Origin of the sequence: Cobetia sp. 1CM21F, assembly GCF_023161745.1 — a bacterium.
In the GTDB taxonomy this organism is placed as follows: domain Bacteria; phylum Pseudomonadota; class Gammaproteobacteria; order Pseudomonadales; family Halomonadaceae; genus Cobetia; species Cobetia amphilecti.
In genome coordinates this window covers 421331-434429 of the sequence record NZ_JALNTQ010000003.1, presented here as the reverse complement: position 1 = coordinate 434429, position 13099 = coordinate 421331, and the positions used below count along the sequence as shown (strand labels likewise).

At 64.3% G+C, this 13099-nt stretch carries 9 protein-coding genes; 2 read left to right on the top strand and 7 right to left on the bottom strand.

Going from position 1 to position 13099, the window contains the following annotated elements; all coding sequences use genetic code 11:
- Positions 1–24 precede the first annotated feature (24 nt).
- Positions 25–990 carry a cysteine synthase A gene (cysK, locus tag MSG32_RS13085; RefSeq protein WP_043333985.1) on the top strand — a complete coding sequence of 322 codons (966 nt, stop codon included), beginning with the start codon at positions 25–27 and terminating at the stop codon, positions 988–990.
- Positions 991–1145: 155 nt separating this feature from the next.
- On the opposite strand, the gene MSG32_RS13080 is transcribed toward cysK, so the two are convergent.
- Genes MSG32_RS13080 through MSG32_RS13070 form a run of 3 tightly spaced genes read right to left on the bottom strand, consistent with a single transcriptional unit; the run spans position 1146 to position 4764 of the window.
- On the bottom strand, positions 1146–2039 hold the full coding sequence (locus MSG32_RS13080) for a class II glutamine amidotransferase (protein ID WP_107335499.1): 894 nt from the start codon (positions 2037–2039) through the stop codon (positions 1146–1148).
- Entirely contained in the window at positions 2032–4179 is a 2148-nt protein-coding gene (locus MSG32_RS13075; RefSeq protein ID WP_248380118.1) for a vWA domain-containing protein, read from the bottom strand. The genes MSG32_RS13080 and MSG32_RS13075 overlap by 8 nt, the downstream gene beginning before the upstream one ends.
- Positions 4180–4239: 60 nt before the next feature.
- Positions 4240–4764, bottom strand: coding sequence for a hypothetical protein (locus MSG32_RS13070; RefSeq protein WP_153635108.1), 525 nt, complete (start codon positions 4762–4764; stop codon positions 4240–4242).
- Between the two features lie 267 nt (positions 4765–5031).
- Here MSG32_RS13070 and MSG32_RS13065 point away from each other — a divergent pair, with 267 nt between their 5' ends.
- Positions 5032–7152, top strand: coding sequence for a prolyl oligopeptidase family serine peptidase (locus tag MSG32_RS13065; protein ID WP_248380116.1), 2121 nt, complete (start codon positions 5032–5034; stop codon positions 7150–7152).
- 163 nt (positions 7153–7315) lie between these two features.
- Here MSG32_RS13065 and MSG32_RS13060 read toward each other — a convergent pair whose 3' ends face one another.
- The 4 genes from MSG32_RS13060 to MSG32_RS13045 form a co-directional block, all read right to left on the bottom strand.
- Positions 7316–8842 (bottom strand): catalase, encoded by a 1527-nt coding sequence (locus MSG32_RS13060; RefSeq protein ID WP_153635106.1) that lies wholly within the window; start codon positions 8840–8842, stop codon positions 7316–7318.
- 450 nt (positions 8843–9292) lie between these two features.
- Positions 9293–11539 carry a catalase HPII gene (katE, locus tag MSG32_RS13055; RefSeq protein WP_225347539.1) on the bottom strand — a complete coding sequence of 749 codons (2247 nt, stop codon included), beginning with the start codon at positions 11537–11539 and terminating at the stop codon, positions 9293–9295.
- Positions 11540–11887: 348 nt separating this feature from the next.
- Positions 11888–12133 (bottom strand): GlsB/YeaQ/YmgE family stress response membrane protein, encoded by a 246-nt coding sequence (locus MSG32_RS13050; protein ID WP_043333988.1) that lies wholly within the window; start codon positions 12131–12133, stop codon positions 11888–11890.
- A 98-nt stretch (positions 12134–12231) separates the two neighbouring features.
- Positions 12232–12861, bottom strand: a complete 630-nt coding sequence (locus MSG32_RS13045; protein WP_248380114.1) for a DUF924 family protein — start codon at positions 12859–12861, stop codon at positions 12232–12234.
- Positions 12862–13099: the final 238 nt, after the last annotated feature.

Genomic DNA, 13099 nt, shown 5'->3' with positions numbered 1-13099 from the left:
CGCCAGATATCCAGAGGACCTCGCATGGCCAAGATCTATCAGGACAACTCGCAAGCCATCGGCAATACGCCGCTGGTCAAGATCAACCGCCTCAGCAGCCACCCACGCCTGTACGCCAAGGTGGAAGCCCGCAACCCGGCGTTCTCGGTCAAGTGCCGTATCGGTGCCAGCATGGTGTGGGACGCCGAAGAACGCGGCGTGCTCAAGCCGGGCATGGAGATCATCGAGCCGACCTCCGGCAACACCGGCATCGCCCTGGCCTTCGTCGGTGCGGCGCGTGGCTACCCCGTCACTCTGACCATGCCCTCCTCCATGAGCATGGAGCGCCGCAAGGTGCTGAAATCCCTCGGCGCCAACCTGGTGCTGACCGACCCGGCCAAGGGCATGCAGGGCGCCATCGACAAGGCCTGCGAGCTGCAGAAGGCCGAGCCGGAACGCTACTTCCTGCCGCAGCAGTTCTCCAACCCGGCCAACCCGCGCATCCACGAAGAAACCACCGGCCCGGAGCTGTGGGACGCGCTGGATGGCGAGATGGACGTGCTGGTGGCGGGCGTCGGTACCGGCGGCACCATCAGCGGCATCGCTCGCTACTTCAAGACGGTGCGCGGCCAGTCACTCGAAGCCGTGGCGGTGGAGCCGGCGGAATCCGCCATCATCACCCAGCGCATGCAGGGCGAGTCGATCACGCCGGCCCCGCACAAGATCCAGGGTATCGGTGCCAACTTCATTCCCGACAACCTGGACCTGGCGCTGATCGACCGCGTCGAGCCCGTCGCCAGTGAAGACGCCATGGCCATGGCGCGTCGCATCATGCAGGAAGAAGGCATCATGTGCGGCATCTCCTGCGGGGCGGCGATGACCGCGGCGCTGCGTCTGGCGGAAGACCCGGCCTACGCCGACAAGTCCATCGTCGTCATCCTGCCGGACAGCGGCGAGCGCTACCTGTCCTCGCCGATGTTCGCCGGCATGTTCGACGACGTCGAAGGCTGAGCCTCACGCATTGACCAGGCAAAAGCCAGACACACGAAGGGCCGCGATTGCGGCCCTTCGTGTGTCTGGCATTCACGCTCTTTCTGCGTCGCTCAGCGTCAGCGACTCAGCCAAACGTCAGCGACTCAGCCAAACGTCAGCGACTCAGCCAAACGTCAGCAGCTCAAGTCAGAAGCCAGCCAATCCGGCTTGCGGCGCGCGGTCGCGGTGCGATCGACCGCCCCGCTCTCGGCCTGCTCCTGCCCTGACTCTTCCTGGCTCAGCGGCAACTCGCCACCAAGACTGGCGACTAGTTCGCCTTCGCGGAACACCACCAGCTGCCCCGGCAGCAGGCGCTGCCATTGCTCGTTGTCGGTCAGCGGATCGGTGGCGATCACCGAGACCACATCGGCATCGGTGGTGTGCTGCTGGAAGTCGACGCTCATCTCGAAGTCGGTGAGGCTCGCCTGCCCGAAGGGCGCGCGGCGCGTGATGTGCGCCAGCTTGGTGGAGCAGTAGGCGTAGAGATGCACGCCGTCGGAGAGCAGCAGATTGAAGACGCCAAGCCCGCGCAGACGCTCGCACTGGGCGTGCAGATGCCGCCACAGGTCTTCGCACCGCGCCGGCGGATTCGGGAAGGCACGCCGGATCTCGCCGAGCAGGAAGCAGGCGGCGTGCTCGCTGTCCGTACTGCCCACCGGGCGATAGTACGGCAGGGGCAGTGCCTGCCAGTCCGCCAGCTGACCGTTGTGGGCATAGCACCACTGACGGCCCCACAGCTCGCGCGTGAACGGGTGGGTATTGGCCAGTGTCACCTGGCCGACATTGGCCTGACGGATATGGCTGATGACCATCTGCGACTTGATCGGATAGTCGAGAATCATGCGCGCGATGGGTGAATCCACCGACGGATGCGGGTCACGGAATTCGCGATAACCGCCCTCTTCATAGAAGGCGATTCCCCAACCATCGCGGTGCGGACCAGTACCCCCGCCTCGCTGCAGAAAACCGGCGAAGCTGAAGCAGATATCGGTCGGCACATTGGCACTCATGCCGAGCAGTTCACACATGGGGTTCCTCCCGCTGAGTCGGCTTGCGCGTCATGCGACGCACCAGCATGATCACTACCAGCAGGCCGATCACACCGGCCACGGCGTAAGCGATCATGCGGCTTTGCGGTGATTCTGCCTCACGCTGGGCAAAGTCCGAAGCTCCTTCGAACCACTGACTGATCAACGCAGGCACCTTGTCGATGGGCAGGCGGCCCTTCATCAGCAGATCATTGAGGTCTTCCTTCTCCTCTACCGCCTGATCCAGGCCCTGAATCTCACCGAAGGACTCGCCCTCGATGGGCGAGCGGTCCAGATTGGCGGCACGCCGCGCCGCATTCTCGTTGAGGGTATAGGGCGCCAGGTCGATCACCCGCGAGCTCCCGCCCAGCGCGATGCGCGCGCTGATCTGCACATCGGCACTGACATCACGCTCCAGCGGCGGCAGTTCGATACGCCAGCGACTCTCGCCCGCTTCCGCCACGCTCAACGGCTCGCCCTGCAGCGTCGCGTCCAGCTGGGTATTGGCGGTGTTGAGCAGCGGATGGCGCGCGCTGACCTCCAGCGCGCTCGGCGGCGTCGCATTCTGCGCATTGCCACCGATCGGCTCGACCAGCAGCGGGTCGACCACACTGGTGCGCTGGCTCAACTGACGTGCAAAGGGCGCGCCATCGCGCTGGCCCTCGATGGTCAGCGTCAGGCGAGCGCCACCCGGTTGCTGCGGCGGCGGCATGTTGACGCTGAACTGCGCACCGTCACGCTCAAGGCCGCGCTGCTGGGCGCTGGTCACGGCTGCCGTTTCTGCTGACATGCCACCCTCGTCTTCCGGCACCAGACGCGCATTGCCGTCCAGCGTCGCCAGGAAATCCTGCTCGTCGACATCACGTGCGCCGTCGACCAGCGAGGCTGAGAGGGAATAGCCAAAGCCGCGATACAGCGTGGCGGGCAGCGGGCGCGACACCAGCGCCAGGTCTGATACCACGGTGATGCGACTGTCGACGCCTACCTGCCCTTCGATACGCCACTGCCCGGCCTCGGGGTCGGTCACGGTGATCAGGTCATAGCGCGGCTGATGTTCCCAGCGCACGCCCTCGGGCAACGACGCCTTGTCGGCCAGCGAATAGCGCTGACCATCGGGTGCGATCAATACCGGCGCGCTGTCATCGGGACCATGGAAGACCAGAGCCGTGAATTCCTCGACGCTGCCATCGATGGTGAAGCGCTTGTCCTCGAGCGGCACCAGCTCGCCGGGCACGATACGGTCGAGCGCCCCAAGGAAGGCACGCAGCAGGTCTTCCGGGGTCTCGGCGACCGTCGCCAGCCCGCCGGTGCCATCGGCGACCTGCTGCAGCAGATCGATATCGGCGTTGCGCGACAGCGCGACGGTATGCACCGTGATGTTGTGCGCCGCCAGCTGTGGCGTCAGCTCATCGGTGATGCGCTGACGCGAGGCGCTGTCCGAGGCGGCCTTCTCGCTGCTTGGCTCACGCAGGTCGACCATGCCATCGGAGAGCAGGATGACCTGACGCGGTCCCTGGCCATCGATGCTCGCATCGGCGCCTTCGGCGGCGGCTCGCAGGCCCGCCTCGAGGTCGGTGTACTGCTCGTAATCGTCCAGCCGCCCTTCCAGCCCGCGGGCCGCCTGTTTCCAGCCCGCATCGACCGCGCCCAGCGCCAGCAAGGGCTGCACCTGCTCACCGAAGCCCCACAGCCCCGCTCGCGAGCGCTCCGGCAGCAAGGTGACCAGCAGGTCCAGCGCACTGGCGCGCAGGTTGGTCGGGTCGTTGTGCTTCATGCTGCCGGAGACATCGATCGCCATGCGCAGGTCAGGCGCAATGTCGCGCGCCGAGCCACTGCTTGCATTCACGTCACTCGCGACATCCCGAGCCACGAACGGCATCTGCTCAGCCTGTTCGCTGGCCGACTCATCTACCGGCTCACTCACCGACTCACTGACCGACTCGCTGGTCGAGGCGTTGGCCGCTGGCGATGCCTGCTCGGCGAAGACCGAGGGCGACGCGAGGCTGATGCCCGCCAGCATCAGGGCCGCCAGCCAGCGCGCCCCCGCGCCCTTCGCTAGAGGGCCGGATGAAGAGCCGGACGCAAGCCCTGGTGAACGGACTGGCTCAAGAGACGAAGTGACAGCTACATCACGGGGCATGACAGATCCTTAGTCCACGCTCGGACAATGCACGGCTGGCGCTGATCGAACGACGCTCGATCAGAGCGACGGTTCCTGACGGTCACGGCCTGCGCGGGTACGCGCCGACGCACGAGCCGGGGTGCCACGTTTCTCGCTACGCAAGCTGGCGCCAGCGGCGTGGCCCTCGCGCACTTCCTCATCCTCCTGCTCGTGGGCATGAGGCTCGCGGCGCTGCTGGGCGGCGCGGCGACGCTGTTCACGCCCGCGACCCAGCCACCAGATCACCAGGCCCAGCACCACGCCGGCCCCGATGCCCAGTACCAGCATGCCGAAGGCCGAGGCCATGCCACCACCATCCTTCTGTACCACGCTGACGGCAAAGGCCACGATGGCCGGTGCAAGGCCGGTGTAGGCATCTTCCGCGACGCTGGCCGTGACGTGAAAACTGGTCGGCACGGCGATCATGCCGGCGATACCGCCGACCAGGATCCAGCGCAGGAAACGCGGCAGTATTCGCACCGCCATATAGCCGGTAAACAGCACTACCGCCGCCAGGCCAAAATAGATCAGCCACATCTGCGGCAGCGAATCGGAAATCATCATGCCCTTCACTCCTGTCATAACATCCTGTCGAGACTGACATTCTGAGGGGTGCCTCTCCTGTGCAGAAGCAGCCGGCCCCTCAGTTCAGCCATCGAGTCATCCCATCATCGGGGCCACACGTTGCGTGGCACCAGAGGCTGCGCATTCATCTCTCACGGCGGCGATGCCTCCCATGAGGCAAGGGCTTGCGCACGCTGTGGGACAGGCTCAATGTTACACTCCATGCCCGCCCGACACACTCGAGCACCCCACTTTCAAGAGGTAGCCATGCCCGATAGCCCCGTCCAGCGCCATTATCGTGCCGATGACCCCGAATGGCACTGGCTTGAAGAACGCGACACGCCAGAGGTCACCACCTTTCTGACGGCGGCCAACGCCGAGAGTGATCGCTGGTTCGCCCCGCTCGCACCACTGAGCGACGCCCTCTATCACGGCCATCTTGCGCGCCGTGAACTGGCCGTCTCAAGCCTGGCCGAGGCACTGGATCACTACGTCTATTGGAGCGAGACCGCCGCCGACGCCGACTATCCGGTCTGGTGGCGCCATGCGATCGGCGCCGACCCCGCCGATACCCGCCAGCACGAATGCCTGCTGGACCTGCAGAGCCTGTCGCGCCATCACGATTTCGTCGAGCTGGGCGATATGGCCATCTCCCCGGATGAACAGCAACTGGCATGGACTCTGGACACCAGCGGCGACGAGGTGTTCAGCCTGCGTCTTGCAACACTGAACGCGACGAATGGCGACTCACGCAACGCCGGCCACGATGACGAGTGTCTGCTGGAGGATATCGGGCCGGACCTGGTGTGGGCCGAGGACGGCCAGCACCTGCTGTTCACGCGCTATGACAGCACCCAGCGCCCCTTCGAGATCTGGTGTCTGAATGTCGCGAGCCGCGCCGAGACGCTGCTCTATCGCGAGGAAGACAGCGAATTCTGGGTCGGCATGGGCAAGACCCGCTCACGCGCCTGGCTGATTCTGGAGACCGCCTCCAAGGACACCAGCGAGACCTGGTTGCTCAAGGCCGATACTCCGCTGGGTGAGATGCGCCTGGTGCGCGCCCGCGAGACCGGCGTCGAGTACGGTGTCGATCACCGCCCCGGCCACTTCTATGTGCTGCACAACAGGCAAGCGCCGCACTTCCAGCTCGATATCGCCTCCGAGCATGCGCCCGGCGACTGGCAGCCGCTGATCGCCACCCGCGATGAGGTGACGCTGGAAGGCGTCGAGGCCTTCAGCTGGGGGCTGATGGTCGATGAACGCGATCACCGTCAGGCCCAGGCCTGGCTGCGCGTGATCGAATTCGAGGGTACGGCGCCGACACAAACGATCTGCCGCGACGAGCGCCTGGCGATGCCGGAGCAACCGCTGAGCCAGGGGCTGGGCGACTGCCCGCATTTCGATGCTCGCCGCCTGCGCATCCGCGAGGAGAGCTTCACCACGCCGCCGAGCTGGATCGAGCTGGACCTCGACACGGGTGAGCGCCGCCTGCTCAAGCGTCAGACCGTGCATGGCGATCTCGCGCCTGAGCAGCTGATCAGCCGCCGCCTGTGGGCGACCTCCGACGATGGTGAGCAGGTGCCGGTCTCGGTGGTCATGCGGCGCGATCTGTGTAATGACGCAGGCCGCCCCCACGCCCCGCTGCCGGTATTGCTCTACGGCTATGGCGCCTACGGCGAGACGCTGGACCCCTGGTTCTCGATCGCCCGCCTGGAACTGCTGACGCGCGGCGTCGCCTTCGCGGTCGCCCACGTGCGTGGCGGCGGAGACCGTGGCGAGCCCTGGTATCTGGCCGGCAAGCTGGAGCACAAGGAAAACAGCTTCAACGACTTCCTCGCCGCGCGTGATGCGCTGGTCGAGCAAGGCGTCGGGGCCGCGGACCGCATCGCCGCCTACGGTGCCAGCGCCGGTGGCCTGCTGGTCGGCGCCAGCCTCAACAAGCGTCCCGAGGCCTTCTGCGCCGCGGTGCTCGATGTGCCCTTCGTCGATGTGCTGCGCACCATGGAAAACCCGGAGCTGCCGCTGACCACCGCGGAATACACCGAGTGGGGCAACCCGCACGAAAACGAGGCGCGGCGTCGCATCCGCGCCTATTCGCCGCTGGACAACCTGAGTGCCGCGCCCTATCCGCCGCTGTTCCTGCAGGGCAGCTGGCATGACACCCGCGTGCCCTACTGGGAGCCGGCCAAGCTGTATGCGCGTCTGCGCCAGATGGACTGCACGCCGCATCCGGTCCTGTTGCGCACCGACATGAGCTCCGGACACGGCGGTGCCTCGGGTCGCTTCAAGGCGTGGCGTGACAATGCGCGCCAGGACGCCTTCCTGCTGTGGGCGCTGGGCGTGTGCGAGAAAGCCGACTTTGATGAGGCCATGCGCGACAACGACTGAGGTGCCCGTGCTTGCGTGTCTTTCGCACAGCGCTGTGACTGTCGGATAGCACCCTGACAGCCGCATACGACAAGGCCCCCGCCGGTTACCCGGCGGGGGCCTTGATGTTTTCGTCAGCTCAAAGGGTCACTACTGACCTGACGAAGGGTGCAACATGACTGACTCAGCGCGGATCGAGCTTGGCCAGTTTGGTGGCGATACGATCACCATAATCGGCATCCGCCTGACGGAAGTGCGCGATCATCTTGTCCTGGACCACGTGGCTGACGCCTACCATGGTGCCGGCGATGACGTCGGTGATGCGCGTCTTCTGGCCTTCATCGAACAGACGATAGAGGTTGCCGGCCTGGCTGTAGTTATCCTCATCGCTGTTGTCGTGATAGCCCATCCAGGCGTTCTGCTCCAGCGGCATCGCCGGCTCGGCGACGGTAGCGTCCGGCACCGGGGCGCCCTGATCGGCACGCTCGTTGGGGTAGAAGTTGGTGCGTGAGTACTGGCCACCTTCCTTCGTTTCTCCCGGCACGCCCTGACCGACCTGGCCGCCCAGCGGGCCGCCACCGTGACCGGTGACCGGGCACATGCCCGCCATCACGCCATCACGCTGGTAGTGGTTGACCGGGCAGACCGGACGGTTGACCGGCAGCTGCTCGGCGTTGGCACCGACACGGTAGCGGTGTGCATCGGCGTAGGCCCACAGACGAGCCTGCAGCACGCGGTCCGGCGAGGCGCCGATACCCGGCACGAAGTTGGACGGCGAGAAGACGGACTGCTCGACTTCCGCGAAGTAGTTCTCCGGGTTGCGGTTGAGCTCCATCTTGCCGACTTCCATCAGCGGGAAGTCACCGTGCGGCCATACCTTGGTCAGATCGAACGGGTTGATGTGGTAGTCACGTGCCTGGGCTTCGGTCATCACCTGCAGATTGACGGTCCAGCTCGGACGCTCGCCACGCTCGAGGCGGGTGAACATGTCGTGCTGGTGGAAGTCCGGTGCGACCTGCGCCGCCTGGTCGTCGGTCAGTGTCTCGTGGCCCTGGTCAGTCTTGAAGTGCCACTTGACCCAGACACGCTCGCCCTTGTCATTCCACAGGCTCAGCGTGTGCGAGCTGTAGCCGTTCATGGTGGTCAGCGACTTCGGAATACCGCGGTCGGACATCAGGATGGTGACCTGATGCAGCGCCTGCGGATGGTTGGCCCAGAATTCCCAACGGTTCTGCCAGTCGACCATGTTGGTGCGCGGGTCTTTCTTCTGGGTATGGATGAAGTCAGGGAACTTGGACGGCTCGCGGATGAAGAACACCGGCGTGTTGTTGCCGACCATGTCCCAGTTGCCATCCTCGGTGTAGAACTTCAAGGAGAAGCCGCGCACGTCGCGAGTGTTGTCGCCGCTGTCCTGGCCACCGGCCACGGTGGAGAAACGCGCCAGCAACGGGGTCTGTTTGCCGACACCCTGCAGGAAGCGGGCGATGGTCAGGTCAGACAGGTCACGGGTCAGGGTGAAGGTGCCGTAGGCGGCGACGCCACGGGCGTGGACGACACGCTCCGGAATGCGCTCACGGTTGAAGTGCGCCAGCTTCTCGAACAGACGCCAGTTGTCGAAGGTCAGTGAACCATTCGGGCCCGCTGTCTGGCTGATGTCATCGTGAGGCACCGGGGCGCCGTTACCTGTGGTATAGCGTGGAGTCTGGGACATGTAGACGTTCTCCTGTCAGGTAGAAAAAAGCGCTATCAAACTCGACTGGCAAGGCCAGATGCTGCTGATGTCACATTTTCATGCGCTGCTTGATGTGAAGGCCTGCAGCCCATTGTCGAATCGGGTCGGGGCCAATGCCTGCCCGGCATGTGCTGGCTTGTGGCCCCTTGATGCCTGCTTACCTTACGCACCTGGTGCTTCTAGCGATAATCAATTACCAGCATGCCTTCGATAATCAGCCTCTATCACTGAGCCTATCAGCCACCCTCAGCGGCGAGAACCGCAGGACGGCTCTCAACCAGGAGGTGTCACCAACCCTGTTTTCACCTTTCTCCGCCATCACATCTTCACGTCCGGAAATGACCGCATCATGACCATGAAAAAGCCCCCTGACCTTTGCAGGTCAGGGGGCTTGGTGAGTTACATCATACCTTGTGGGGCGTCAGCACCTCATGCCGGCATCTGATTGGCACGCGCATCACGCGACCACACACGGTGAGCCATCAGGGCATCACGCAGCGGCAGGCTGGCGGCGAGCACATCATCCACCAGGATGACGCCCTCCTCGACCGGCACGCGAGCGGCGGCCAGCAGCTCCTTGCCTTCACAGATCGCCACGATAGGCTTCAGGTGCTTGTAGGCTTCCTGGACATAATAGAGTCCCAGGCCCGAGCCGCTCAGCGCCTCGACGCTGCCCGCGCCGCCAGCGACGACGACGGCATCCACCGTCACGGACGGCAAGCCATTGAGCATCGCATCCGGCGACAGCATGGTGCCGTCTCCGGCCTTGATCGGCGCCATGCTCGGGGCGATCAACAGCCCTTCGGCACCCTCGGCGGCCAGCTGCTCCTTGATCGAGCGAACATCTTCCATGGCGACGCCATCGGCGGCCAGGATCGCGACCTTGCGGGTGGCGATGGAGTCCGGCAGGCGCGCCATCAGGCTCAGTGCCGGGTCGCTGTCGACCTGGCTGGTGCCCAGTTCACCGTCCGGCGCGGGCTTGCTGGTCGGTGTCTCGATGCCGTGATTCTCACCGACGCGACGTGCCAGCTCCAGATCGATGTTGGGCAGGATCTCGGTGATCACCCGCTCACGGATCCACGGACGCTCGACCTTGGAAAGCTCGAAGGTGTAGGCCGCGATGATGTGCTCCTTCTCCACGTCAGTCTGGCTGTTCCAGAACAGGGTGGCCTGGGAATAGTGATCCCCGAAGGAGGCGCTGCGCGCACGTACCTTGTGCGCCTCGATGCGCTCATGATACGGCTCGAAACCGCCATGGGCGTCCTGGGACGGCGGTGTCTCGGCCGGCCAGCCACCATCGATGGAGTTCGGCTCGTAGGACGCCTGCCCCGTGTTGATGGTCTGACGATGCTGGGCATCGCGCTGGTTGTTGTGGAACGGGCACACCGGCTGGTTGATGGGAATCTCGTGGAAGTTCGGCCCACCAAGACGCAGCATCTGGGTATCCAGGTAGGAGAACAGACGCCCCTGCAGCAGCGGGTCATTGGAGAAGTCGATCCCCGGCACGATGTTGGCCGGATTGAAGGCGACCTGCTCGGTCTCGGCGAAGTAGTTGTCCGGGTTACGGTCCAGCACCATCTTGCCGATCGGCACCACCGGCACCAGCGATTCCGGGATCAGCTTGGTCGGATCGAGGATATCGAAGTCGAAGCTGTGCTCGTCCTTCTCCTCGACCACCTGGATGCCCAGCTCCCACTCCAGCGGCGCGCCGCTCTTGATGTCATCCCACATCATGCGGCGGTTGAAGTCCGGGTCACGTCCCCACAGCTTCTGGGCTTCATCCCAGATCAGCGAGCAGGTACCGGCCACCGGCTTCCAGTGGAACTTGACGAAGCGCGACACGCCTTCACGGTCGATCAGACGGAAGGTATGCACACCGAAGCCTTCCATGTTGCGGTAATGGCGCGGGAAGGCGCGGTCCGACATGGTCCACAGCACGGTGTGAGTGGTTTCCGGCATCAGTGACACGAAGTCCCAGAAGGTATCGTGGGCTGACTGGCCCTGGGGAATCTCGTTGTGCGGCTCCGGCTTCACGGCGTGCACGAAGTCAGGAAACTTCATCGCGTCCTGGATGAAGAACACCGGGATGTCATTGCCGACCAGATCCCAGTTGCCGTCATCGGTGTAGAACTTGGTCGCGAAGCCACGCACGTCACGTACCGTGTCGTTGGAGCCACGCGAGCCCTGCACGGTCGAGAAGCGCACGAACACCGGCGTCTTCTTGGACGGGTCGCTGAACACGCCGGCCTTGGAATACCTGGCGGCATTGTCGTAGGCCTGAAAATACCCGTGCGCGGCCGCGCCACGCGCGTGAACGATACGCTCAGGAATTCGTTCATTGTCGAAGTGGTTCATCTTCTCGCGGAAGATGAAATCTTCCATCAGGGTCGGACCGCGTTCCCCCGCCTTCAGCGAGTTGTGGTTGTCCGCGATGCGCAACCCCTGGTTGGTGCGCAGGTCATGCCCTTCGGCGTCGGCGCGATAGGTCTCCAGCGCCTCGTCCTTGGCATGGCCATCACCGGCATTGGGCTTGGTGTCGTGCGGCCCATTGCGGTTGGGATGGGTATAGGGGTTCTCTCCCTCTGCCGAGCGATTCTGGCCCTCGTGATAGGGGCACTTCGCGCTGTCGGCATTCGACTGGGAAGAAGGTGCTGAATCGTGCTCATTGCTCGCCATGCTCAAACGCTCCTGTTTTCGCTAGATCCGCAACGCGCCACTAGTGTGGCGCTGAAGGATGATTCGGCCTTGCCGCCTCTTGCCGGCGTACTTCTTGTCCAAACACTTCTTGTCCAAGTACTTGTCGTGAAAGTGCTTGTTGTCAAAGCACTTCTCGAGCAAGGCACCTCTCGGCGCCGTGACAGATCACCGGGCAGTCAGGTGCACCGGGTGACAAGAGGCGTTGCTGCGGCGGGTGTCTACATCGAATCCATCCAGACACCCGCGAGGGACTTCACTTGCTGTTGACGACTGCACTTGCTGCTTACACCTGCTGATTCGCGCCTGACGGGGCTCGACACCGCGCCGTCAGGCCTTGGACTTGACCTTCGAGACGATCCACAGCAACACCACCGCCCCCACGACCGAGACGACCAGCGAGCCGATGATGCCGGTGGAGGCCAGTCCCAGCAGCTTGAAGATGACGCTGCCCAGCAGGCCGCCGACGACACCGACGACGATGTTGCCAAGAATGCCGAAGCTGCCGCCGCGCATGATGTTGCCTGCGATCCAGCCGGCCAGACCACCGATGATCAACCCAAGAATGATACCCATCTGCTGTCTCCTTCCTTGCTGATGTACAGGCGCTTGGCGCCGCTGTACAAGTCTTGGAGACGACGTCACACAATTAAAAGGGGGCAATCATTCATTCGTCAGAATGAGGAGCCGGGCTGGCCCAGGAAGGCGATCTCTTCCGGCGTGGACTCGCGACCGAGAATCGCATTGCGATGCGGGTAGCGGCCGAATCTACGCACGATGTCCGCATGCAGATGCTCGTAACGCAAGGTGTGCTCGAGACCGGGGCGTGCGAACAATTGTTCGGCGTGTTCATGGATGCGCAACGATTCGCTGTGCATCCACGGCATGATCGCGAAGGGCTGCCAGGCCAGCGGAAGGCGGTCCAGGTCGCCCAGCGCGACGGCCTGCTGGGAGAGCGCGAGTGCCAGGTTGTCGCCACTGAAGGCGCGCGGAGTATCGCGATGGATATTGCGCGCGAACTGGTCCAGCAGCAGGATTTCCGCCAGCCGTCCACCGATGCTCGCTCGCCACTCCCACAGCTCACAGGCGAGCGCCTGCTCGAGGCGCGCGGCGAATCGCCCACGCAGCTGGCCATCGAGGGCATCGCTCTTGCGAAACCAGTCCTTGGGCGTCAGCTGAGTGAACCAGTAATCGAGCACCTGCCGTGCCTGGGGATGGCTGTCCGCGATCAGCGTGGCGGCGTCAGGTTGCGGGGATTCCGAGGGGCTTGAGGGGGGCATGGAGGGGGGCATGGAGGGGGGCATCGGAGGTGTCCTTGGGTGGAGTCGGGAAGGCAGCCGCGCGACAGGCCTGGCTGGGCGCGGCACCTTGCACTGCGAGTGTCGGGCCTGAGCGGCGCGGGGCGATCATGGTTCTGACACCGGATCTTCATCTTGAGCGTGGAAAGTAGCCTCTCCCATCAGCGCTGTCAGCCTTTGCGGCATGTCCCGCGCTGGCTGGTGCCCTGATGTCACTTGTGTTGCCACTTATGTTGCCACTCTC

Excerpts from the sequence above, each read along its gene's own strand:
- MSG32_RS13060 (WP_153635106.1), bottom strand. The coding sequence starts at position 8,842 with ATGTCCCAGACTCCACGCTATACCACAGGTAACGGCGCCCCGGTGCCT.
- MSG32_RS13070 (WP_153635108.1), bottom strand. The coding sequence starts at position 4,764 with ATGATGATTTCCGATTCGCTGCCGCAGATGTGGCTGATCTATTTTGGC.
- katE (WP_225347539.1), bottom strand. The coding sequence starts at position 11,539 with ATGGCGAGCAATGAGCACGATTCAGCACCTTCTTCCCAGTCGAATGCC.
- MSG32_RS13080 (WP_107335499.1), bottom strand. The coding sequence starts at position 2,039 with ATGTGTGAACTGCTCGGCATGAGTGCCAATGTGCCGACCGATATCTGC.
- MSG32_RS13075 (WP_248380118.1), bottom strand. The coding sequence starts at position 4,179 with ATGCCCCGTGATGTAGCTGTCACTTCGTCTCTTGAGCCAGTCCGTTCA.
- MSG32_RS13050 (WP_043333988.1), bottom strand. The coding sequence starts at position 12,133 with ATGGGTATCATTCTTGGGTTGATCATCGGTGGTCTGGCCGGCTGGATC.
- MSG32_RS13065 (WP_248380116.1), top strand. The coding sequence starts at position 5,032 with ATGCCCGATAGCCCCGTCCAGCGCCATTATCGTGCCGATGACCCCGAA.
- MSG32_RS13045 (WP_248380114.1), bottom strand. The coding sequence starts at position 12,861 with ATGCCCCCCTCCATGCCCCCCTCCATGCCCCCCTCAAGCCCCTCGGAA.
- cysK (WP_043333985.1), top strand. The coding sequence starts at position 25 with ATGGCCAAGATCTATCAGGACAACTCGCAAGCCATCGGCAATACGCCG.